This window comes from Massilia sp. P1_C10, from assembly GCF_056406475.1.
Genome location: NZ_JBFUAC010000009.1, coordinates 128,047 through 150,110 on the forward strand (window position 1 = coordinate 128,047; position 22,064 = coordinate 150,110).

General features: G+C 66.1%; 16 protein-coding genes. 6 read left to right on the forward strand and 10 right to left on the reverse strand.

Annotation, left to right across the window (positions count from 1 at the left end; genetic code table 11):
* Window positions 1–36: 36 nt before the first annotated feature.
* Both AC1D02_RS18705 and AC1D02_RS18710 read right to left on the reverse strand, forming a co-directional pair.
* Window positions 37–861 (reverse strand): hypothetical protein, encoded by an 825-nt coding sequence (locus AC1D02_RS18705; protein WP_477319616.1) that lies wholly within the window; start codon window positions 859–861, stop codon window positions 37–39.
* 106 nt (window positions 862–967) lie between these two features.
* Window positions 968–2,242: a S8 family serine peptidase gene (locus tag AC1D02_RS18710; protein ID WP_477319618.1), complete on the reverse strand. Its 1,275-nt coding sequence runs from the start codon at window positions 2,240–2,242 to the stop codon at window positions 968–970.
* A gap of 145 nt (window positions 2,243–2,387) precedes the next feature.
* Between AC1D02_RS18710 and AC1D02_RS18715 the strand changes: the two genes are divergently transcribed.
* Window positions 2,388–2,894: an RNA polymerase sigma factor gene (locus AC1D02_RS18715; protein WP_477319620.1), complete on the forward strand. Its 507-nt coding sequence runs from the start codon at window positions 2,388–2,390 to the stop codon at window positions 2,892–2,894.
* Window positions 2,891–3,631 carry a hypothetical protein gene (locus tag AC1D02_RS18720; protein ID WP_477319622.1) on the forward strand — a complete coding sequence of 247 codons (741 nt, stop codon included), beginning with the start codon at window positions 2,891–2,893 and terminating at the stop codon, window positions 3,629–3,631. Before AC1D02_RS18715 ends, AC1D02_RS18720 begins: the two co-directional genes overlap by 4 nt.
* Window positions 3,632–3,689: 58 nt before the next feature.
* On the opposite strand, the gene AC1D02_RS18725 is transcribed toward AC1D02_RS18720, so the two are convergent.
* The gene (locus AC1D02_RS18725) at window positions 3,690–6,809 is read right to left on the reverse strand and encodes a ligand-binding sensor domain-containing diguanylate cyclase (RefSeq protein ID WP_477319624.1); all 3,120 of its coding nucleotides are present in this window, start codon (window positions 6,807–6,809) and stop codon (window positions 3,690–3,692) included.
* A 380-nt stretch (window positions 6,810–7,189) separates the two neighbouring features.
* Here AC1D02_RS18725 and AC1D02_RS18730 point away from each other — a divergent pair, with 380 nt between their 5' ends.
* On the forward strand, window positions 7,190–8,668 hold the full coding sequence (locus AC1D02_RS18730) for a DEAD/DEAH box helicase (protein WP_477319760.1): 1,479 nt from the start codon (window positions 7,190–7,192) through the stop codon (window positions 8,666–8,668).
* A 4-nt stretch (window positions 8,669–8,672) separates the two neighbouring features.
* Here AC1D02_RS18730 and AC1D02_RS18735 read toward each other — a convergent pair whose 3' ends face one another.
* Both AC1D02_RS18735 and AC1D02_RS18740 read right to left on the reverse strand, forming a co-directional pair.
* Entirely contained in the window at window positions 8,673–9,785 is a 1,113-nt protein-coding gene (locus AC1D02_RS18735; protein WP_477319626.1) for a glycosyltransferase family 4 protein, read from the reverse strand.
* Complete coding sequence (locus tag AC1D02_RS18740) at window positions 9,782–12,007, reverse strand: glycosyltransferase (RefSeq protein ID WP_477319628.1); 2,226 nt, start codon at window positions 12,005–12,007, stop codon at window positions 9,782–9,784. The genes AC1D02_RS18735 and AC1D02_RS18740 overlap by 4 nt, the downstream gene beginning before the upstream one ends.
* A 264-nt stretch (window positions 12,008–12,271) precedes the next feature.
* Here AC1D02_RS18740 and AC1D02_RS18745 point away from each other — a divergent pair, with 264 nt between their 5' ends.
* The 3 genes from AC1D02_RS18745 to AC1D02_RS18755 all read left to right on the forward strand — a co-directional run bounded on the left by AC1D02_RS18745 (window position 12,272) and on the right by AC1D02_RS18755 (window position 15,659).
* Window positions 12,272–13,390: a class I SAM-dependent methyltransferase gene (locus AC1D02_RS18745; protein ID WP_477319630.1), complete on the forward strand. Its 1,119-nt coding sequence runs from the start codon at window positions 12,272–12,274 to the stop codon at window positions 13,388–13,390.
* 78 nt (window positions 13,391–13,468) lie between these two features.
* Entirely contained in the window at window positions 13,469–14,272 is an 804-nt protein-coding gene (locus AC1D02_RS18750; protein WP_477319632.1) for an ABC transporter permease, read from the forward strand.
* A gap of 16 nt (window positions 14,273–14,288) precedes the next feature.
* On the forward strand, window positions 14,289–15,659 hold the full coding sequence (locus tag AC1D02_RS18755) for an ABC transporter ATP-binding protein (protein ID WP_477319634.1): 1,371 nt from the start codon (window positions 14,289–14,291) through the stop codon (window positions 15,657–15,659).
* On the opposite strand, the gene AC1D02_RS18760 is transcribed toward AC1D02_RS18755, so the two are convergent.
* Genes AC1D02_RS18760 through AC1D02_RS18780 form a run of 5 tightly spaced genes read right to left on the reverse strand, consistent with a single transcriptional unit; the run spans window position 15,656 to window position 21,926 of the window.
* The gene (locus AC1D02_RS18760; protein WP_477319636.1) at window positions 15,656–19,351 is read right to left on the reverse strand and encodes a glycosyltransferase; all 3,696 of its coding nucleotides are present in this window, start codon (window positions 19,349–19,351) and stop codon (window positions 15,656–15,658) included. The genes AC1D02_RS18755 and AC1D02_RS18760 overlap by 4 nt on opposite strands.
* On the reverse strand, window positions 19,351–19,605 hold the full coding sequence (locus AC1D02_RS18765) for a hypothetical protein (protein WP_477319638.1): 255 nt from the start codon (window positions 19,603–19,605) through the stop codon (window positions 19,351–19,353). Before AC1D02_RS18765 ends, AC1D02_RS18760 begins: the two co-directional genes overlap by 1 nt.
* Complete coding sequence (locus AC1D02_RS18770) at window positions 19,602–20,555, reverse strand: hypothetical protein (protein WP_477319640.1); 954 nt, start codon at window positions 20,553–20,555, stop codon at window positions 19,602–19,604. The genes AC1D02_RS18765 and AC1D02_RS18770 overlap by 4 nt, the downstream gene beginning before the upstream one ends.
* Window positions 20,552–20,947 (reverse strand): GtrA family protein, encoded by a 396-nt coding sequence (locus tag AC1D02_RS18775; protein WP_477319642.1) that lies wholly within the window; start codon window positions 20,945–20,947, stop codon window positions 20,552–20,554. Before AC1D02_RS18775 ends, AC1D02_RS18770 begins: the two co-directional genes overlap by 4 nt.
* Entirely contained in the window at window positions 20,940–21,926 is a 987-nt protein-coding gene (locus AC1D02_RS18780) for a glycosyltransferase family 2 protein (protein WP_477319644.1), read from the reverse strand. The genes AC1D02_RS18775 and AC1D02_RS18780 overlap by 8 nt, the downstream gene beginning before the upstream one ends.
* Between the last annotated feature and the right edge of the window lie 138 nt (window positions 21,927–22,064).

Sequence of the window (22,064 nt, forward strand, 5' to 3'; positions counted from 1 at the left end):
GGGTGTCAGGTCCCGCGGACCTGACACCATGCTGGATTAGCGCGATACGCCGCCCTGCGCATCGGCATTGCCGTTCGCCGATCCGCTCGCGCTGGCATTCGCCGCCGGCAGGTTCACTGACTTCGCCGCGTGCGCCGACCGCTGCGCCGCGCCCTTGGCCGAAGCGGCTGAGCTGACCGCGGCTCCGCGTGCATTCGCCGCCGTGCCCTGCGCATAAGCGCGCGTCATGTCAGCCTGCGAGTTCGCCGCCGCGCCGGCCGGCTGCGCCGCATCGCGCGCCGAGCCGGCGATCGAGCGGGCGCCGCTGCCGATACCGCTTGGCGCAGTGATGCCGCCCGAAGCGTTTGCGCCGCCGTCGCCGGATGCCGAACCGCTGGCGCTGGAGCCGCCATTCAGCGCGCCGCCCAAAGCGCCCGAGCCGCTGCCGCCGGCGTTGGAGCCGCCACCCAGAGCGCCGCGCAAACCGCCCGAGCCGCTGCCGCCGGCGTTCGAACCGCCGCCCAGCGCGCCGCTCAATCCGCCCGCGCCGCTGCCGCCGGCCTGGCCCTGCGTCGATGGCGCGGCTGGCGGCGCAACGCGGCCCAGCAGCGAACCTTCAGCATTGCCGTTGCCTTGCGCGCTGCCCGATGCGTTGGCCGAACGGGTCACGTTGCGGGTGCTTTCCAGCTGGCTGCGGCCGGCCATCGAACCGAGGGTATTCATCTGCATCATCGGGCCCATCGAGCCGCCGCCGAGCGAGCCGGCGCCGCCGATCATGCCGCCGACGCCGCCGCGTCCGCCGAGCAGTTGAGCGTTGGCCGATGCGGCCACGCCGAGGGAAACAACGAGAGCGATATGGGAAACGATTTGTTTGGTTTTCATGGTGGATCTCCTCAGTTTGGCGCGGCTGATTCCGCTGCCGTTACTGGGATAACGAGCGGGCTCGGCCGTTTAATCCACGCCATCCAAAGAGAGTTGTATCCAAACGTTACCGCAGGCTGGACGGATCGATCCTGAACGCCGTGCCGACGATGCCGTAGCCGGTCTCGTTGCTGACGGTGCTGCCGTCCGGGCGCAGCGCCTGTTTGGCCAGTGCCGCGACGGCCAGCGGCGCGCGCGCCTTGTCTGGCGCTGCCAGCGACTCGGCCAGCAGGGCGGCCACCAGCGGCGCGGCGAATGACGTGCCGCGCACGGCGCGATAGGCCGGCGAGCCGGGCGCCGCGCTGACCATGTGGTTGCCGGGCGCGGCGAACATCACCTGCGGGCCGCGCGCCGCTTCGGGCAGCGGGCGGTTGTTGCGGTCGACCGCGCTCACGCCCACCACGCCGGGATAGCTGGCCGGGTACAGCGGCGGCGCGGCGGGGCCGTCGTTGCCGACCGCGGCGACGATCAGGTGGCCGCGCTGCTGCATCGCGCCGACGATGCGTTCGAGCGCCTGGTTGGGCGGACCCACGAGGCTCAGGTTGATCACGCCGACCTGCTGCCTGGCCATCCACGCCAGCGCGCCGGCGATCTGGTCGGCCGCGCCGCCGGTGGGGCTGTCGCAGTAGATGTCGGCCGCGTATAGACTGGCCTGCGGCGCCACGCCATGGAAGCGCGCCGAGCGGCCGACCATCAGCGCGGCGACTGCAGTGCCGTGCGCGCTGGGGTAATCCTTGCCGCCGCAGCCCCAGCGTGCGATGCGCGCCTCGCCGAACACGTCGTGAGAAGCGTCGACGCCGCTGTCCACCAGCCCGACGCGTACCCCTGGGGTCAGGTCCGCCGGACCTGACCCCGCCTTTGTCGCCGCCGCGTGTCGCACCGGGGTCTCAAGCGGACCGGCGGAGCTACCGGTATATATATGGTTGAAGTCATACACTCCCTCCGGGTCGAGCGCGCGCAGCCTTTCCAGCACCGCCGCGGTATCGGCGCCATCCGGCACCCGCAGCACCACCGTCCTCAAGGCGTCGTCGCCCGAATCCCGCACCACCCGCAGTCCGTCCGCCTGCGCCGCAGCCAGCGCCGCCGGGCTCGGGGCCCACGCAAATATCTCGTGCCGCACCGCCGGCTCGCCGCGCGGATCGGCTTCCAGCACGTCGCGGTGCCGGCGCAGCAGGCGACCGACCTGCTCGAGGCGCAGGCTGCGCACGTCGGGCAACTCGCGCAGCGGCGCGATCAGCCGCTCGCTGTCGAGCCCCCCGATGCGCGGTGCCTGCGGCAGGTTGATCGACGGCAAACGCAACTGCGCCTGCGCACCGGCGGAGGCCACAGCGAGAGCAAGCACTAACAAATAACGCCAGCGGCGGGGGCGGAATAGGGTGTGGGATGGCTTCATGGGCGGATGATAAACTAGTTGTTCGGAACACCTGACTCAATAAACGTTTGGCGGCGGGATTAAAATCCCTGCGTCCGGCGTTTACTTCATATCCATGACACATCAAGCCGTCCCCCTGCATGTCGAAATCGCCAAACTGCTGCCGCGCCTGCGCCGATTCGCGCGCACCATCGTATGGAACCGCGAAGACGCCGACGACCTGGTGCAGGCCGCCGTCGAGCGGGCGCTGGGCCGGTCGGAGCAATGGCAGGCGGGCACGCGCCTCGACAGCTGGATGTTCCGGATCATGAAGAACGCCTGGGTGGACGAGGTGCGCAGCCGGATCCGGCGCGACCGCGTGATGGCGCCGGAGGAAGCGGGGGAACACGTGGGCGACGAATCGGCCGAGGCGCAGCAGCAGCGCATGGCGATCGAGAAGGCGATGAGCATGCTGTCGGACGATCACCGGGTCGTGATCGGCCTGGTGCTGGTGGAGGGGCTGCCGTACAAAGAGGCGGCCGAAGTACTGGACATACCGATGGGTACCCTGACCAGCCGCCTGGTGCGGGCGCGCGAAGCGCTGCAGGGGTTCCTGTCCGATCAAGCGAGGACCGTACCATGAGATTTAGCGAAGAAACCCTGATGGCCTACGCCGACGGCGAACTGGATGAAGCCACCCGGGCCCAGGTCGAGCGGGCGATCCGCGCCGACCCGGCGCTGGCGGCCAAGGTGCGCCAGCACATCGCGCTGCGCCAGGACGTGTTTCGCGCCTTCGCGCGCACGCTCGACGAGCCGGTGCCGCAGCGCCTGCGCGAGGTGGCCAGCGCGCCGAAGGTGATCCAGCTCGACGCCGTGCGCGCCGCGCGCAAGCAGACCGTCGAGTTCAAACGCCGCTGGTCGTGGCCGGAGTGGGGCGCGATGGCGGCGACCCTGGTCGTCGGCGTGATGGCGGGCGTGCTGGGGCTGAAGGGCGTGCAGAGCGAAACCACCCTGGCGCAGGCCGATGCCAGCGGCACCTTGCGCGCGCACGGCAAGCTCGAGACCGCGCTGACCACGCAGCTGGCCAGCGCGGAGGCGCCGGAGAACGGCGTGAAGATCGGCGTCAGCTTCGTCGCGCGCGAGGGCCAGTATTGCCGCACCTTCGACACGGGATCGGCGGCGGGGCTGGCGTGCCGCGCCGGCGCCGGCTGGAGCATTCCTGTGCTGGTGGAGGGGAAGGGCGGCGGGCAGGGCGAGTATCGCCAGGCCGGCAGCGCGATGCCGGCGGCGGTGCTCGAAGCGGTCGATGCGCGCGCGGTCGGGCCGTCGCTCGACGCGAAGGCCGAGCAGGAGGCGAAGCTGCGCCGCTGGGTGCGGTAATTCAGGCGGCGGCGTCAACGGCGGGGTCAGGTCCGCCGGACCTGACCCCTGAACTACCTTACATCCCGCTGCGCACCGATTCGATCGGCTGCAGCACGGGTTCCGGCGCCGGCAGCATCGCCCGGTTGCGCCCGGCCTGCTTGGCGCGGTACAGCGCCTGGTCGGCGCAGCGCACCAGCATCCCCGAATCGTTTCCGTCCGCCGGCACCAGCGCCGCCACGCCGATGCTGATCGTGACCACGCCGTACGGTGATTCCGCGTGCGGCAGCGCGAGCCGTTCGAGCTCGCGGCAGATGCCCTGCGCCAGCGCCAGCGCTTCGTCGGCGTCCGTCGCCGGCGCCAGCAGCGCGAACTCCTCGCCGCCGTAGCGCGCGGCCAGGTCGCCGGTGCGCCGTCCGAACTGTTCGATCACCGCGGCCACCGCGCGCAGGCATTCGTCGCCGGCCTGGTGGCCGTAGAAGTCGTTGTAGCTCTTGAAGTGGTCGACGTCGAGCATCGCCAGCGCCAGCGAGTGGCCGTTGCGCATCGCGCGGCGCCATTCGGCCGCCAGCGCTTCGTCGAAGCCGCGCCGGTTGGTGATGCCGGTCAGGCCGTCGGTCGACGACAGCGTCGCCAGCTTGGCGTTCGATTCTTCCAGCTCGCCGGTGCGCGCGGCCACCAGCGCCTGCAGCTGCTTCTGGCGCCGCGTCAGGCTGCGCACGCGCGCGCGGTAGGCCATCGCCAGCAGGCCGATCACCACCACGGCCATCAGGAAGCGGAACCACCACGCCTGCCAGAACGGCGGCAGGATGCGGATCGACACGCTGGCCGGCTGCTCGCTCCACAGGCCCTGTTCGTTGGCGGCCTTCACTTCGAACACGTAGCTGCCCGGATCGAGATTGGTGTAGGTCGCGGTGCGGTGATTGGCGTCGGTGACCACCCAGTCGCGGTCGAAGCCGACCAGCCGGTGCGCGTAGGCGTTGCGCGACGGGTCGGTGTAATGCAGCGCCGAGTACTCCAGCGAGAATACCGATTCGCGCACCGACAGGGTCACTTCGCGCGGCGCCGTGACGGTGCCCGACAATTCGACGCCGTTGCGCTTGGCCTGTTCGGCCAGCGAGCGGTCGAACACGCTGATGTCGGTGATCGCCACGCGCGGCGCCACCGACAGGCTCCGCACCTGCTCCGGGTGCACGCCGGTCATGCCCTTGACGCCGCCGAAGTACAGAACGCCGTCGGGCGCCGCGGCCGCCGAGCCGATCGCGAAGCCTTCGGTCAGCCCGTCGGAGGTGCTGAAGCGGCTCGCCGCGCCGGTCGCCGGATCCATTCGCAGCAGACCGCCCGCGGTGGACAGCCACAGCATGCCGGCGCGGTCGCTGCGCATTGCCAGGATCTTCACCGGCCCGGCGCTGTCCTTGCCGGCGTAGGCGCGGAAGCTGATCGCGCCGTCGGCGCCGGTGATCACCTGGTTCAGGCCCTTGGCGGTGCCGGCCCAGATGCGGCCCTGCGGATCCTGCCACAGGCTCGAGACGTTGTCGTCCGCCAGCGAGGCCGGGTTGGCCGGATCGTTGCGGAAGTGACGGAACTTGCCGGTGGCCGGGTCGAGCAAATCGAGGCCGCCGCCGCTCCAGTCGGAGCCCATCCAGACCCGCCCCAGCTTGTCCTCGATGATGCAGGTGGTGCCGGTGACGCTGCGGCTGGCCGGATCGGCCGGATCGGCCGCGAAGATGGTGGAGGCGCCGCTGGCCGGATCGAAGCGGATCACATTCAGGCCCGTGCCCAGCCACAGCTTGCCGTCGGCGGCCGGCGCGATGGCGTTGATGAAGTTGTTGGCCACGCCGCCGCCGAAGCGGAAGCTGGCGAACGGGCCGTCCTGGCGGTCGAGCCGGTTCAGGCCCGCCGAAGTGCCGACCCACAGTGCGCCGCCCGGCTGCTGGTACATGCTGTAGACGACGTCGTTGGACAGGCCGCCGGCGCGTTTCGGCTCGCCGCGCCAGGTCTTGAGGACGGCGCCGTTGGCCGGGTCGAACAGCGAGAAGCCGGTATTACTGCCCAGCCAGAGGCGCCCGTCCGGCGCCGGCTCGATGTTCTGCACCGAGTTGTTGGGGACCGTGTTCCCGGTGGCCGCGTCGAACGGGATGAAGCGCTTGAAGCCGTGGCTGGACAGGTTGACCAGGCTGATGCCGTCGGTGAACGAGGCCACCCACAGCATGCCGCCGCGGTCCTGCATCACGGCGCGGATATGGTCTGACTGCAGGCTGTGCGGATCGTTGGCGCGGTGGACGTAACGCTGCGGGTGCGCGCTGCCCTTGTCCCAGCGCAGCAGGCCCGCTGCCAGGGTGCCGGCCCATACGGCGCCGCGCTTGTCGCCGTACAGCGCGTTGACGCGCGCCGGCGGCGAATCGACGCGCTTGCGCGCCTGCCACGGCTGCGTGGTGTCCCAGGCGACGACGCCGGTCTCGGTGCCGATCCACAGCGTGCGGTCCGGCGCATAGTACAGCGAGCGCACGATATTGAGCTTGTCGTCCGGCGCCTCGGCCGAATCGACGCGGTGATGCACGAACCGGGTCGCGCCGGGCGCGAGGTAATCGAGCCCGCCCGGCCAGGTGCTGGCCCACAGGCCGCCGCCGGCGTCGAGCGCCAGCGCATTGACGTCGTTGCTGCCGAGGCTGGCCGGGTCTTTGCTGTCGTGGGCGTAGCGCCGCACCCTGGCGCTGGCGCTGTCGACGTGCAGCAGGCCGCCCCAGGTGGCCACCCACATGCCGTCGCCGCCGTCGCCTACGATGGCCTTGACGATCTGCTGGCTGGAAGGGCCGGGCGGCAGCTTCGGTGCGATGAAGTCGCCGCTGGCCGGATCGAAGCGCGCCAGCCCGCCCTGGGTGCCGGCCCAGATGCGGCCCTGCCTGTCCTCGAACAGCGCCGAGACGCGATCGTTCGGCAGGCTGCGCGCATTGCGCGGGTCGTGCGTGTACTTCACCGCCTGGTAGCCGTTGTAGCGATACAGGCCGCCGCTGTGGGTGCCGATCCAGACGAAGCCCTGGCGGTCCTGCAGCATCGACAGGATCGACAGGTCGTCGGCGTCGAGGGAGGCGAGGCGCTTGAAGCGCAGGTCCGAGGTCGGCGTGGCCCACGCCGCCGCGGCGAACAGGAAACAGACGACCAGCAGGCGCAGCGTTCGATAGGCAAACAGGGGGAGCATCGGGGATCCAATGGCGCGGCGGCGCCGGGGGGTTAAGTGTTGCAACGAAAACAACGGTACTGTGCCGCTTGCGATGTTTCATGTCAACAATTTTTGGCGTGACGTTGTTGCAATAGAGCTACGACTGGGCGATCCCGGCCGCGCGCCGATGCGACGCCCCGGCATATACAGTGGCGTCAAATTAGGGTATCGTGTAGGGCCTGTAAAAGTATCGTCGCCAGCCGCGTGCCCGCGCTTGCCGGGGCCGTCCGCGAACCCGGCGCAGCCCCCTTTTCCATCCCGAGCCGCCTGCCGGCGCGGCGCTGCCGGCGATGCCGCGGGCCGGCCTGACATGAATATCTATTGAAGAAAGCGGGCGCCCGGTGCGCCAACCAAACCTGATGCCTGAAATCGACGTAATCGCTCCCACCGACGCCGCGCCCGAAGTGCGCTTCGACCAATTCGGCCTGTCGCCACTGATCCTGCGCGCGCTGACCGACCAGGGCTACACCAGGCCGACGCCGATCCAGGCGCAGGCGATCCCGGTTGTGCTGCAGGGCCGCGACGTGATGGGCGCCGCCCAGACCGGCACCGGCAAGACCGCCGGCTTCTCGCTGCCGATCATCCAGCTGCTGATGGCGCATGCGAACACCAGCATGTCGCCGGCGCGCCACCCGGTGCGCGCGCTGGTGCTGACGCCGACCCGCGAACTGGCGGTGCAGGTGGCCGAAAACGTCAAGGCCTACGCCCAGCACACGCCGCTGCGTTCGACCGTCGTCTTCGGCGGCATGGACATGAAGCCGCAGACCGTGATCCTGCGGGGCGGCGTCGAAATCGTCATCGCCACGCCGGGCCGCCTGCTCGATCACGTCGAACAGAAGAACGTCTCGCTCGGCCAGGTGCAGATGCTGGTGATGGACGAGGCCGACCGCATGCTCGACATGGGCTTCCTGCCCGACCTGCAGCGCATCATCAACATGCTGCCGAAGCAGCGCCAGAACCTGATGTTCTCGGCCACCTTCTCGCCGGAGATCAAGAAGCTGGCCAACAGCTTCCTGAACGACCCGGTCACCATCGAGGTCGCGCGCAGCAACGCCACCGCCGACAAGGTCACCCAGGTGGTCTACAAGGTGCCCGAGTCGAACAAGGTCGAAGCGGTCGAATTCCTGATCCGCCAGCGCGAACTGAAACAGATCCTGGTATTCTCGAACACCAAGATCGGCGCTTCGCGCCTGGCGCGCCACCTCGAACAGGCCGGCAACAAGGCCACTGCGATCCACGGCGACAAGACGCAGCAGGAACGCATGGCCGCGCTGGACTCGTTCAAGAAGGGCGAGATCGACGTGCTGGTCGCGACCGACGTTGCCGCGCGCGGCCTCGACATCTCCGACCTGCCGTGCGTGATCAACTACGACCTGCCGTACAACGCCGAAGACTATGTACACCGCATCGGCCGCACCGGCCGCGCCGGCGCCTCGGGCGACGCCATCTCGGTGTATTCGGACAAGGACGAGCGCCTGCTGGTCGACATCGAAAAGCTGATCAAGCAGACCATCACGCGCGGCGAACTGGCCGGCTTCTCGCCGTCGTCTGCGTCGTCCGGATTTTCGTCTTCCTCGCCGCGTTCGCGCGACGGCGCGCCGTCGGAACGCCGCACCCGCCGTCCGGAAGTGGCCGAAACCGGGCCGCGCCTGGGCGAGCGTGCGCCGCGCAGCAGCAGCGCGCCGGCGCCGCGCCGCGACAAGGTCGATCCGTGGTTCCTCAAGCCGTACGAGCCGGCCACGCCCGCCGTGCCGACCGTGTCCAAGTCGGCCAACCCGTCGATCAAGCCGGGCAAGCAGAAGGTCGCGGCCCTGCTGGGCGGCATGCCCAAGTCCTGACGCATTAGCAAAGGCGGTTCAGCCGCCTTTCCATGAAGTCCAGGTACTGCTCCCTGACGCAATCGGGAGCGAACCCGCCGAGATGCCGTTTCGAGGCGCTCACGCGATCGCGGTAGGCGGCGCTCTTCCAGGCGTCGGAGGCGATGGTGTCGATTTCCGTCCCGATGGCCTGCTCGAGCGCAGCGATATCGCCGGTAGGGACCAGCCGCGCCAGCGCTCCTGACACCGTTGGCGTATTGCTGTTGTCGTAGCAGACGACCAGGCAGCCGCTGGCGATGGCCTCGAGGATGGGGACGCAGAACCCCTCGTGATAGGTGGGAAGCACAAACAGGTCGGCGTTCCTCAAGATTTCCTGCTTCTGCGCTTCCGCGGCATTCCCCACGATATTGACCGCCAGCCGCCTGCCGAAATCGGCGCCCATCCGATCGATGAGCTCGCGCATCCGCTCGAGCACCCGGTCATCGGAAAACTTCAAGTTGCCGATCATGTCGAGTTGAACGACGAGCCCGGCCCGTCGTTTCAGCAGGTCGCCCAGTGCGCTCAGAAGTTCGGTCGGCCCCTTCGATTTGACGAACCGGCCGAGGAAAACAATGCGGATGACGCCGTCGGAGAAGCTTGGCTTCGCCGGTGGCGCGCTCAAGGTCGCATGCACCGGCAGCGGGATGACCGTCGACGGCGTCCTCACGCCATTTTCCCGAAGAACCATCTGATTCACTTTACTGACGCAAATGATGTGATCGGCGAACGCCATATTGGTCAGTTGCGAGAACGAACGGTCGATCAGGTCATGCGCCGACGCCGGCATAAACTCTCGCGGCGTAATATTGTGAAATACGACCACCTTTTTCGCGCGGTTGCGCACCAGCGGCAGCACGTTGAACAGGCTGTAGAACACGCCGAAGTGGAACACCGCGACGTCGCATTGCTGGAAAAACGGGTGGAACACAATGTCCGCCTCGCGCTCCGTCGGGACGAACGGCAGGTCCGGGTAATCGCAGGCATAGGCGAACAGGACCACCTCGTGGCCTGCTTCGCGCAGCCAGCAAATCTCGTCCCTGACCGCGGTCGATAGCGCATCATGCGCGACACATACGCCGGAAATGTACGCAAGCTTCATGCTGCGCGCGCGCCGTAATTTCTGACGGCCATTTCGTACAAGGGCTGGCTGCGCTCGGCCATTTTTGCGGCGCTGAAATCGCGCTGAAACAGCGCGCGGCCGCTGGTCCCCATGCTGATTCGCCGATCCGGCCGCTCGAGCATGTCGCAAATGGCCTGGACCAGCGCATCGATATGGCCCGGCTCGATCAACACGCCGTTGATGCGATCGGTGACGACCTCGGGCATGCCGCCGGCGAGGCAGCCGATCACAGGTTTCCCCTCGCGCATCGCTTCGAGGAACACCAGGCCGAACGATTCAAAGCGGCTGGGCGCCACGAACAGGTCGCACCAGCGGTAGGCGCTCAGCAAAGTTGCGGTGTCGACCCGGCCCTCGAAGCTGACCCGGCCGCTGCTGCGGCGCCCTTCCGGGGAAGCCAGGAATATCTCCTTGTAGGTCTTGTCGCTGCCCGCAGCCAGGATCGAGTCGTCGCCCAGGATGCGGAAGCGCGTATCCGGATGCCGCGCCAGCACTGCTGGAATCGCATTCAGCAGGACATCGATCCCTTTTCTGTCTTCGAGCCGTCCGACAAACAGCACCTTGTTGCCGTCGCCTTCGCTCGCGGGCGCGGCGCTATCGCTGGCGGCCGGCGCCATGCCGAGTGGGGAAACCAGGATGCGTCCGTCATCGAACCGGAAGTCGTAGGCGGTTTCGATTTCGCGGCGAATCGCGGCGCTGATGGAACGCACGCCGTCCGATTTTTGCATGACTTCTTTCTCCAGCTTCAGCATGGCCGTACCAAAATCGGCCATCCATCGACTGTCGCTGCGCAACTCCGGGTGCGACTCCAGCCAGAAGTGCAAGGTCGTCATCAGCGATGTGACCAGCGGCCAGGCAGGATTGATGATGAACGCGACACCCTGGCAATCCCAGATTGGCGCCTCGACGACGGCGATATCGCGGTGTGTCGCAATGCGCTCGACTTCCGCGCGCGCGGTGGCGGACCAGTTCCAGATGCGCTGCGGGACCTTGAGTTTCTTCGCCGCCGATGATAATGGATGTTCGACGTTCAGCACCCGGTGCACCCACACGCCGTTCTCCAGGTCGACGCGATTGATATCCGGACTTTGTGTGACCACATGGACAATCCGCCCTTCGGCCGCGAGGGCCTCGCCCAATTCCTTGGTCAGCGTCGGAATGCCTCCCTCCTGGGTAGGGGGATAATGCTGCGATATCAGCACCACCGCCGAACGGTCGGTATTGCCGGTAGTCTCGAACTTGAGAAAGTCGCCTTGCGCAGCGCTGTCTCTCCTGTCGAGCAGTTTGGGATCGTTCGCCAGCCCGCGCGTCAACGCGCGTTCCCACGCGCTCTCCTGCTGGGCTTCGAACGCTTTCAAATCGTCCTGGGTCAGCAGGCCGGAATCGACTTTGAATCGGACGTCGTTTTCCCAGCCCGCGCAAAACGCTTTGTTATCATCAAGAATTTCGGGCAAGCTTAAATGGCTGCGCCCGTTCTTGATGGCGAAATACATTTTATTCTTCAGTATCGGATACCAGTTCCTGATCAAGCGCTGATTGTTCCGGATATTGCTGGGAGCGGATTTGTGGTGAATATAACCACCGACGATATTTCGAATCAAATAGCCGGCATCCACCAGGCGCAAAGCGACGTCTGTTTCGTCGCCATAATATTCGATTTCCTCGTCGAATCCGCCGAGCTCGATTAGCGCGCTGCGGCGATAAGCGGCATTGCCGCCCGGCGGATAGGGAAACTCGAACGAATACGGAAAACACAGGTGTTCCGCATTATTCTTCGCCGCCCAATCGCAATTCAATAATCGGCTGGCGGTCCGATATTCGTACTGATAGGAATAGCCGGTATGGTCATAGACGATTCCGCCCACCGCGGCCACCGTCGGGCTGTCGAACGGCGCCAGCATCTGGTCCAGCCATTCGGGCTCCGGATACGCATCGTCGTCGATGAAGACGACGAATTCGCCGGCGGCCATTTTGATGCCGATGTTCCTCGACTCGGACAGGTTCGCCCGGGCGCAGTCGGCAACGCGGATGGCGCCCCGGAACTCACTCAGCACGGCTTGCGTATTATCGGTGGATGGACCATTTACGACGATTACCTCAAATGGTCCGTCATAGCGCAGCGATCGGAAGCTTTTTAACACCTGCCGCAACATTTCCGCGCGGTTCCAGGTATTAACAATCACAGAAACTGTGGGCTTCATCATTTCCGATTTTCCGATTTCAGCAGCAACTGCCAACAGCGACAGCGCAGGCGTCGAAATTAGCAAACAAATGCGCTGACGGCAAGGCCATCTGTCAATGTCCTTGACTCCGATCGTTGCAACACGCTGTAAAATTCATCATGATATTTTTCCGTGAATATGGAATGGCAGGTGGATCGACCGGCGCGGGAGAGCCGATGCAGTCGCGCCCGCCGCGGCGGTGTGGGATAGCGTCACCATGCCGCTTTCGAGTGCATTGACAAGATCATGAAATCACAACTTCGGAACATTGCGCGCGCCGCCGCCGGCTGGCCTGTCGTTGGCCGTTTCGTGCGGATCGGCGTGGCGGTCATTCGGTTGCCGGAGACCCGCGACGCACACAACCGGCTCGAAGCCGAGGTGTTGCAGCGTCTTGTCGGGCCAGGCGGCGCCGAACCGGCTGGAGGAAGCTTCGCCACCGAACAGCTGCCATCCCTGCTGCAATCCCTGTCGGATTTGAATCAACGCATGATCGCTGCCGACAACGATCAGCTCAATCTCGTCAAATCGGTACCAATTGCACTGAGAAAATTGACGCGTGACCTGGTGGAAGTGCGCGATCAGTGCTCCCAGGTATTGCCGACGGTTGAGCAACGCCTGACAGCAGACGCCGCGCAGATCGACCTCCGGCTCAAGGAGCTAGGCGCAACGGAGCAGCGCGTCGCAACCCTGAACCAGCGAGTCGAAACGCTGGCCGATTCCATGACCTACCTGCTCGGTCGAGTCGAATTCGTACGGCGCGAACTGATGTTCGAAATGCGTTACGGCGCCGCCGCGCCTTCGGGCGAGAAAGAGCAACTGCAGGCGAAAACGGAAATTCTCGACCCGCAAAAAGTCGAAGCGGCGCGCGCGGGTGGACTGAGGTTGAATCTGGGTTGCGGGCACATTCCGCTCGACGGCTATCTGAACGTGGATCGGCGCGCCCTGCCAGGGGTGGATATCGTTGCGGAAGTGGATAATTTGCCGTTCGGCGAAGGGGAGCTCAGCGAAATTTGTTCTGCGCACCTGCTTGAACACTTTCCCGAGGAACAGATGCGGCGCGAATTGCTGCCATATTGGGTTTCCCTGTTGAAGCCGGAGGGCACGTTCCGCGCGATTGTCCCGGACGGGAAAGCAATGACGCAGGCGTTCGCCGCGTCGGAATATTCCTTCGAAACGCTGCGGCGCGTGACCTTCGGCGGACAGGACTACGACGGCGACTTCCATTTCAATATGTTTTCGCCGGAATCGCTGACGCACATCCTGCATGAGGCCGGATTGTCGCAAGTCGACATCATCGCGGAGAACCGCGAAAATGGCGGCTGCAAGGAATTCGAGGTCATCGCCCGTCGCCGACTGACCAGGTGAGGGCGGCCTGCGCGGCTGCGTGCTCGCATCGCCGCGCTGTCGTTGCGTTAAAGCGTCGGTCGACGCACAAAGGGCAGAATGCATTATTCGGCACTGAAAAAGCACCTTGCACTGGCGTGGATGCTCGCCTGCCGCGATTTCAAGAATCGCTATGCGACGAGCTATGCCGGCATTGCGTGGAACATTCTGGTTCCCCTGGCCTATGCGCTGATTAATGTCGTGGTGTTCTCCATCCTGATGAAGGGCCGCATGGGCGAGCGTTACGGAAATATCCCATTCGCCCTGTTTTATTTTGTTCCATTTGCGCTCTGGTCGTTTTTCGCGGAGGTCACCGGCCGCAGCACGGGCATTCTTCGCGAATACAGCTACCTGATCAACAAGATCGCGTTTCCTTTCTGGATACTGCCGCTGGTGCCGCTCCTTTCGGCGCTGGTCAACCAGGCGATCTTGTTCGTCATTGTGGGCATCCTGATGCTCACCAAGAACGTCGGACTTGGCGCCTCGGCGTATCTGTTCATCCCGGTCTGGCTTGCCGCGGTGGTCCTGACGGTCGGTGTCGCGTATGCGGTGTCCGCGCTGTCAGTGTATGTGCCCGATTTTGCCCAAATCGTCCCGGTCGTCGTCAATATCATGTTCTGGCTGACCCCCATTTTGTATCCGGCCACGCTGGTGGAAGCCGAAGGGGCGCTGTGGGTGCGGCGCGTGGTGATGGACTACAACCCTTTCTATTACATCGTTGAAATGGCGCGCCATACGGCGTTCGGCACCGCGCGGATTTCCTTGATCGAGCTGATGGGGGTGGCGGCGCTATCGCTGCTCGTCCTGGGCCTGGGTCTGGCCATGTTCAGGAAATTGAAGGCCGGATTCGCGGATGTACTCTAAAACAGGCCAAGCCACCATGACGACGACCGCACCTGGTACTGCAATCGAGCTGCAGAATATCTCCAAAATTTATCATAGCTATTCCACGCCGCAGCACCGTTTATTCGAGATTCTCGCGCGCGGCAAAAAGCGCTTTGCGCGCGAGACGCGCGCGCTCGACGATGTATCGTTTTCGCTGGAGCAGGGCGGCCGGCTTGGCATCGTCGGAAGCAACGGCAGCGGGAAGAGCACCCTGCTGAAGGTATTGGCGGGCGTGTTGACGCCCAGCGCCGGCCGGGTCAGCGTGCAAGGCCGGGTTTCCGCGCTGCTCGAACTGGGCGCCGGTTTCAATCCCGAACTGACGGGACTGGAAAACATTCGCCAGTTTTCGATGCTGCACGGGATGCAGCGGGCCGAAATCGACGAGGCGCTGCCGGAAATCGTCACATTCAGCGAGTTGCGCGATGCGATCAACCACCCGGTCAAGAGCTACAGCAGCGGAATGGCGGTCCGGCTCGGTTTCGCGTGCGCCGTCAACGTCAAGCCCGACATTCTCATCGTCGACGAGGCGCTCAGCGTCGGCGATGCGTATTTTCAAAACAAATGCCTGCACAAAATCAAATCGATGCTCGACCGGGGAACCACGTTCATTTATGTGACCCATGCGGCCGACTCCATCCGGGCGCTGTGCGATCGGGGCTTGTGGCTGGAACAGGGCAAGGTGCGCCTGCACGGCACGGCGAGCGACGTCGGGGCGGCCTACCAGAGCGATGTCTTCAAGCGCATTGTGCGCGCCGGCATGGCCGATGGCGCGGTGCCCGCGCCGCTCGGCGTTCCTGATCCGGTCAAGCCGGTCGCGGCGGCGGCAACGGTCAATGCCGATCACGCGCGTCACCTGGCGTTCGAGGAGCGCGTTTACGCGCTGCGTACCGGCAGCGGCGAAGCGCGGATCGTCGATATCGTGTTGATCGACGCGAACGGCGACGATACGGACAGCGTGGCGATGGACACGACCTGTCGCGTGCGCGTGTTCTATCGCAACAATGCAGCGCTGCCGGAGGAATGCGCGCTGACGCTGGGCATCACGGACAGCGCCGGCCGTCAGTTGCTGCACTTTAATTCAGCCGTGTCGCAAGTATTCCTGCCGACCGATGGCGCCCAGGTATTGCGCGTGGTGGAGTTTCAATTCCTCAATCCGCTGTCGCCGGGGGAATACGGGTTCATGGCCGGCGTGGGCACCTTTGCGCTCAATCCCCAGAACCACGGCCAATACCTGACCGATACCATCGTCGACTACGTGGCGGGCGGTGCGCGCTTCGCGGTCCGCTTTCCTGACCAGCCGTCGAATCACGACCTTTGGGGCGTGGTGCACACGCCTTTCACGGTCATCGAATATTCGGTGGACTAGGCGCCCAACAGTCGCAGCAGGTCGGCCGCGTGCCGGCGCCACGTTTGCCAGGGCAGTGCGTGAGACGGGGGCGCGGCGCCGCGCGCGTGCTGCGCGAGCCAGTCGCTCACGGCCTGCGCCAGGTCGGCGCCATCGATGCCGGAGAAGTAGCTCGCGTGCGCGCCGGCGACTTCGCGAAATACTGGCAGATCGCGCGCGAGAATCGGGATGCCGTGGCGCGCCGCCTCGATCAGCGGCAGTCCGAAGCCCTCTCCCTCGCTCGGCGCCAGCAAGCATGTGCATTGACGGTACAGCGCATCGAGCCGCGCGTCGTCGACGCCCTTGAGCCACGTGAGCCGCTTGCCCGCCTCCGCATGGTTCTGCAGGCGCTCGACGATTTGCGGGATCGTGCGCCGCTCGGCACGCGCCAGCGGCTTCCAGCCTTCGGCGCCGACGATGACCAGGCGCGCCTCGACGCCTTCCGCCCACAGCTGCTCGAACGCCGTCAGGACCTGCAGGTGTCCCTTGCGCGGCTCGATCGTGCCGACCATCAGGAAGGTGGGTGCGTCCGGATCAAGGCGCGGCGCGGCTTGCGACAGCGCGCCATCCAGGTCGGCGCCGAGGTGCAGCGCGCCGACCTGCGGATGTGGCGCTGCGATCGACTGGGACGCAATCCATCCGCGCGTTTCGTCCGCCACGGCCCCTGAAATGCAGACCAGCCGATCGGCGTTGGCGCAGACGCTGCGCAGCCACTCGGCGTGTACCCGGTCGGCGCCCGCGGGGAAGAACTCCGGCCGCAGCACCGGCAGAAAGTCATAGACCTGGAAGCTCACCTCCACGCCGCGGGCGCGCCAGGCCGCATAGATTCCTTCGTGCGCCGCACCGGCGACGGCGGCCGGCGCGTAATCGGCGCCGAAGAAAATATCGCCGGGGCCGACGTCCACCGGAAGGTCCGGCGCCACGCCGCCGATGTCGAGCAGTCTGGCGGCAAAGGCGCGCGCGTAGCGATATTGCCAGCGCCCGCCCTCGGCGCTCAGGCGCACCGGCTCGACGCGCATGCCGGGAAGCGGGCGGCGCAGCAGTTCGGCCAACTGCGCCCGCACGACACGTTCGATCCCGGTACGCAGGTCGTTGTGAGCGATGTTGGTAACGTCCACCAGAAGCTGGCGCTGCGCCAGCGGATCCGAAACCCGGGCCATGCAAGCCGCCAGGTATTGCAGCGAAGCGTCGTCGGCCGCGGCGCCGGGCACGCTTACCAGGCGCGCCGCCAGCGCGCGGCGGCTGGTGGCCGCGTCGCTCCAGTCCTGGTCGAGCGCGCGCGCATACAGTTGCGCGCACCGCTCAGGGCTGTGATCGGCCTGCAGCAGCGCGCGCGCATTGCGTCCGAGCTGCGCGCGATACAGCCGGTCGCCGCGCACGCGTTCCAGGGCGGCGCTCAATTCCGCCGGCGCGAAGTCCTCGCGCAGCTTGCACACCGTGGCGTCCGGAAGATCGGCCATCGAACCGCTGGCGTTGACGATCGTCGCCAGCCCGTAGTTCATGCAGTCTAGGGCGGCAGCGGAAGTTTCGCCGCGCGACATGCTGCGCAACTGCACGCCCGCGTCCGCGGCCTGCAAGTACAGGTGATACGTTGCATCGTCGGTCCAGCCGGTAATCCTGATACGGTCTTCCGCACCGGCCGCCCGAATCGCGCGGGCGATATCGGCGCCGTACGCGCCGCCATGGTTCGCGCCGACGAACACCAGCTGGCATGCGCGATCGGTATGCAACGACGAGTCCAGCCAGGATTGCAGAACGCGCTCGCTCAGTTTGGTCGGCGCGATAAAGCCGAAGCTGCATACGAGGAACGCGTCAGGATCGATGCCGAGGGCGGCGCGCGCAGCGGCGCGGCCCGTTTGTTCCGGCGCCGCGCGCGGCAAGGGGACGATGTCCCAGTTGTCGGCGGCGCCCTGCCCATACCACTCGCGGGCCAGCACGCGCGCATGCTGCGAGTGGACGATCACGCGGGTCGCGTTTTCCAGCACCGCGAGGTTGCACGGGTAGGCGTCCTGCGCATCCTCCATGTCTGCGCCCGGCGCCGCGGCGCGCAGCGCTGGATAGCCGTGCGAGTGGTGCAGGGCCGCGGTCCAGGCGCCGGGGAGGGCGCCGCTGACCTGCTCGTACGCCACCACGCGGCTCAGGAAAAAATCGTGCAGCACGACGACGCCCGGATGCGCCTCCAGCAGCGGGAACATGTGGCCGTGAAGTGGGCTGTTCCCGAACTGGTAGAGGATCTGGTCGTAGCTGCCTCCATGCCGCATGAACCAGTCGGACGAGTGCCGGGGCAGCGCGGCGAGTGCGGGAGGAAGGTCGATCTGCTCCTGCTGGACGATCAGCTCGATGTCGAAATAGGGCAGCAGCGCGGGCAGCAGTTGGACGGCGTAATCGGCGATGCCGCTGCGGGCCGGCGGAAACGGCGACACGAACGCGAGCCGCCGCCTGGTGCGGGGCGGCGCATCGGCCGCCGGCGCCTGGCGCGCTTCGAGCGCCCGCAGCGCGCGGCGGGCCGACTCGTCCCACGAAAAGCGCTGCGCCTGGTGGCGGCCATGCGCAAGCAGCCGCTCTCGCAGCCCAGGATCTTCCAGCACGCGCGCGATGCAGTCTGCGATGGAAGCGGGCGACCCGGCATCGAACAACGCTTCGCTCAGGCCGATCACTTCGGGAATGCTGCTGTTGTCGGCGCCGATCACCGGCGCGCCGCAGGCCATTGCTTCGAGCGCAGGCAGGCCGAAGCCCTCGTGCAGGGATGGGAACACGAAAAGCGCGGCGGTGCGATAAAGGTCGATCAGCGTGCCATCGCCGACATGCCCGGTCAGCAGCAGTTCGTCGGGCGCCAGGCCGCTGCGTGCGGCGAGCGCGCGCAAGGACTTGCGCCGCTCATCGTCGATGCCGCTGGCGATCAGCAGCTGGTGCCTCGCGCGCAATGCCGCGGACAGCAGGGCGTATGCCGCGATCAGGCCTTCGATATTCTTGCGCGCATCCGTGCCGCCGGGGGCGTACATGACGATCTCGCGCTCGATTCCCAGCTGCTGGCGCAGCGAGGCGCTTGCCGGCGGGCCAGGATGAAACGCCTCGTCGACTGCGCTGGAGATCGCGACGATGCGCTGTGGGTCCAGCCCGAGCGCCGCCAGTCCCTCGGCGCGCGCATGGTCAGAAATGGCCAGCAGCAGTCCGGCGCGGCGCAACGACTCGATCTTGCGCGCATAGTATTCGCGCTGCTCCAGCGCGCCGAGGTAGGTGTCCGGCTTGAGGAAAGGGATCAGGTCATACAGGATCACCGCCGTGCTCGCGCCTTCGGTGAAAGCACCCACCGAGGTGACGGCGTCGTCGACGAAGCCTTCGAACAGGCTGGTAAGGAGCACAGCATCCGGCTTCAGTTGATGGACAAAATATTCGCGCAGCAGTTCGGCGCCGCGGCTGCGCGGCGAATTGTCCGGCGCGATCTCGGCGACCGGGGTGGGGACATCGAACACCCGCATGCGCTCGCGCGGCACCATTCCTTCGAAGGCGCGCTGCAACGCATCCAGGCCGTCGAACGCGCCGTTCATCAGCAGCCAGATCTCGTGTTCGCCGGCGTTGCGTGCGATGGCCCGCGCCAAGGCCAGCGAATAGCGTCCGATGCCGCGCATGCGGCTTGCCGACTGGGCGCCCTGGAGGTCGATGAGTATGCGCATCAGAGGTCGCGCTCCCGTTGCGCGCGCCGCAGTTCGTTCAGCATCCGCTGCGAACGAGGCGACAGGTCGCCGTCGGCTTGGGGGCGGGTCGACCATTTGGCATGCGGCGCAAGTGTCGAACGGAACATCATCGCGCGCACGCGGCCTTGCAGGGCCGGGAAGCGCGCGAGGATTCGGCGCGCGACCGACTTCAACCTGGGACTACGCAGCACGGCGCGCCCCAGGCGAACAGCGATTTTCGTGGCGGCGCTCATGGCGCGATGGCGGGGCGCGCGGCCACCGTGCAGAGTTGATTGGTCCAGCGGTTTCGGCCAATCGCGAAAATGAACGGCCACAGGAATTTTTCGGCGAGGCCTTTGGGCAGCCAACCGGAATCGCCGATGCCGATCGGCGCTGCGAGCGGGCCGTGGAATCGATCGTTACATTGCGGGAACAGCGGATTGTCGAACACGGTCCACATTTTCCAGTACCAGTGACCCGCGCTGGCGGCGATCCCGGCGAGGACGCCGACGCCGAAGATGAACGCGGCGCGCAGGCGCGGCCACACGGCGCCGGGCAAGGCAAACAGCGCAAGGCACAAGGCGAGGGCGTAGGTGGCGTTGGTGAGCTTCAGGCCTGCGCCCAACCCCATGACGATGCCGGCGCCGATGGATGGCGCGGCGCCGCGCCATCCGCCCAGCGCGAGCCGGTCGAAGTTCGACAGCACCATCAGCACGGCGCTGAGCACCAGCAGCGACGTCATGTTGTCGCCCATGCTGTTGCCGATCTGGGTCAGGAAGCCGGCGCCGAGCGTGCCGGCCAACGCGAGCAGCATCGGCAGCCGATAGCCGGCGCGCGGCAGCGCATGGCGGGCGATGGCCGCAGCCAGCACGAAATTGAGCCCGTGTAGCCAGCCCATGATGAATCCGGCCGCGGGAGCCGGCAGTGCATGCGTCAGGCCGTAGTACAGCAGGTCGAGTGTCGGATTGAAGTAGCTTTGCCATTGGGCGGGCGCCAGGTCGAACCCGATTTTCCCGTTCAGCAGCGCGAAGGGGTTATACAGATGGTAGTTCTTCAGATCCCAGTTGTCGTCCTGGCCCAGGCGCAGCGACATCAGCCCGAACACCAGCGGCATGGCGATCATGGCGAAGCGCCAGGCCGATGGACGGTCGAGGCGCTGCCACGCGGCGTTGACGAAGGAGGGAAGGCGCTGCGTGAACGTCATCGGGGTCGGAACACAAAGTGTTTGGCGTTGATGAAATTGACCGTCATCCCGGCCAGCGAGCCCGCGGCGACGGCGATCAGCGGCAGAAGCGGTACGTCGCGGAGCATCAGGATGAAGGCGCTGTAGACGCCGTAATTGACCGCGCCGCCAAGCAGCATCGCGCCCAGGTAGCTCCACCACTCGCGCCAGGCTGACATGCCGGAACGGCGGGTGAAAGTGTAGCGGCGGTTGAATTGCCACGTCACGAAGACGGCGCACAGGAACGACGCCACGCGCCCGGCAAATGGTCCCATGCCCAGCGCGAGCGCCAGGTACAGGGCGGCGACGTCGGTGATCAGTCCGAGCACGCCGGCGACCGCGAAGCGGGCCAGTTCGGCGCGTGAATCAGCCACGGTTCGACGGTCCCGGGATCGCCAGGTAGGCGAAGCGCTTCTGCTCAAGCCGGCCCTTGGTGACCGTGTCGAGAATCAGCCCGCAGGACAGCAGGATCACGCCGAACAGCACCAGCGACGCGCACAGGATTGCGGTCGGCTGGCGCGGCACCAGGCCGGTGGCGAGGTAGGTCTGGATCAACGGGATCGCCAGCGCGATGGCGAGCAGGGTGCAGGCGAAGAAGCCGATCGAGAAGAATAGCAGCGGGCGCGCGGTCTTGAACAGCCGCAGGATCATCCTCATGATGCGCATGCCGTCGCGGTAGGTATCGAGTTTGCTGATCGATCCCACCGGGCGCGATTTGTAGACGGTGGCCACTTCGGCGAGGGGCATGCGCAGTTCGAGCGCGTGCACGGTCAGTTCGGTTTCCGTTTCGAAGCCGGAAGAATGGGCGGCGAACGACTTGACGTAGCGGCGCGAGAAAACGCGATAACCGGACAGCATGTCGCTGAAGGTGCGGCCGAACAGCATCGCGACGCAGCCGGTGAGCATGCGTTTGCCGAAGCGGTGGCCGAAGCGGTACGCGGCCTGTTCGCTCGACACGCGCGAGCCGACCCGCATGTCAAGGCCTTCATCGACCATGCGTTGCGCCAGTTGCGGTGCGACGCTGGCGTCGTAGGTGTTATCGCCGTCGACCATGATGTAGATGTCGGCTTCGACGTCGGCGAACATGCGGCGGATGACATTGCCCTTGCCTTGCAGCGGGACGCGGCGTACGGTGGCGCCGGCGTCGGTAGCGGCGCGCACGGTGTCGTCGGTGGAGTTGTTGTCGAAGACGTAGACCTCGGCCTGCGGCAGGCAGGCGTTGAAGTCGCGCACGATGGCGCCGATCGTCAGCGCTTCGTTGTAGCAGGGGATCAGGATGGCGATGCGCTGCCCGGCGAGGCAGGCCCTTGGATCGATCGGTCGATGCAACGCTTGGTCGAAGGTGGCTGGCATGTTCCTGGATGAGGAATATCGACAGTGGCCATTATAACTGCCTGATTTCGTGCCGGCTTCGATCTAGCGCGGGGAGAATGATTCCTAATTGTTGCCTCGCAAGAATCATCCACGATGCTAGTGCGATGATTGCCCATT

Excerpts from the sequence above, each read along its gene's own strand:
- AC1D02_RS18705 (WP_477319616.1), bottom strand. The coding sequence starts at position 861 with ATGAAAACCAAACAAATCGTTTCCCATATCGCTCTCGTTGTTTCCCTC.
- AC1D02_RS18715 (WP_477319620.1), top strand. The coding sequence starts at position 2,388 with ATGACACATCAAGCCGTCCCCCTGCATGTCGAAATCGCCAAACTGCTG.
- AC1D02_RS18720 (WP_477319622.1), top strand. The coding sequence starts at position 2,891 with ATGAGATTTAGCGAAGAAACCCTGATGGCCTACGCCGACGGCGAACTG.
- AC1D02_RS18725 (WP_477319624.1), bottom strand. The coding sequence starts at position 6,809 with ATGCTCCCCCTGTTTGCCTATCGAACGCTGCGCCTGCTGGTCGTCTGT.
- AC1D02_RS18730 (WP_477319760.1), top strand. The coding sequence starts at position 7,190 with ATGCCTGAAATCGACGTAATCGCTCCCACCGACGCCGCGCCCGAAGTG.
- AC1D02_RS18735 (WP_477319626.1), bottom strand. The coding sequence starts at position 9,785 with ATGAAGCTTGCGTACATTTCCGGCGTATGTGTCGCGCATGATGCGCTA.
- AC1D02_RS18740 (WP_477319628.1), bottom strand. The coding sequence starts at position 12,007 with ATGATGAAGCCCACAGTTTCTGTGATTGTTAATACCTGGAACCGCGCG.
- AC1D02_RS18745 (WP_477319630.1), top strand. The coding sequence starts at position 12,272 with ATGAAATCACAACTTCGGAACATTGCGCGCGCCGCCGCCGGCTGGCCT.
- AC1D02_RS18750 (WP_477319632.1), top strand. The coding sequence starts at position 13,469 with ATGCATTATTCGGCACTGAAAAAGCACCTTGCACTGGCGTGGATGCTC.
- AC1D02_RS18755 (WP_477319634.1), top strand. The coding sequence starts at position 14,289 with ATGACGACGACCGCACCTGGTACTGCAATCGAGCTGCAGAATATCTCC.
- AC1D02_RS18760 (WP_477319636.1), bottom strand. The coding sequence starts at position 19,351 with ATGCGCATACTCATCGACCTCCAGGGCGCCCAGTCGGCAAGCCGCATG.
- AC1D02_RS18765 (WP_477319638.1), bottom strand. The coding sequence starts at position 19,605 with ATGAGCGCCGCCACGAAAATCGCTGTTCGCCTGGGGCGCGCCGTGCTG.
- AC1D02_RS18770 (WP_477319640.1), bottom strand. The coding sequence starts at position 20,555 with ATGACGTTCACGCAGCGCCTTCCCTCCTTCGTCAACGCCGCGTGGCAG.
- AC1D02_RS18780 (WP_477319644.1), bottom strand. The coding sequence starts at position 21,926 with ATGCCAGCCACCTTCGACCAAGCGTTGCATCGACCGATCGATCCAAGG.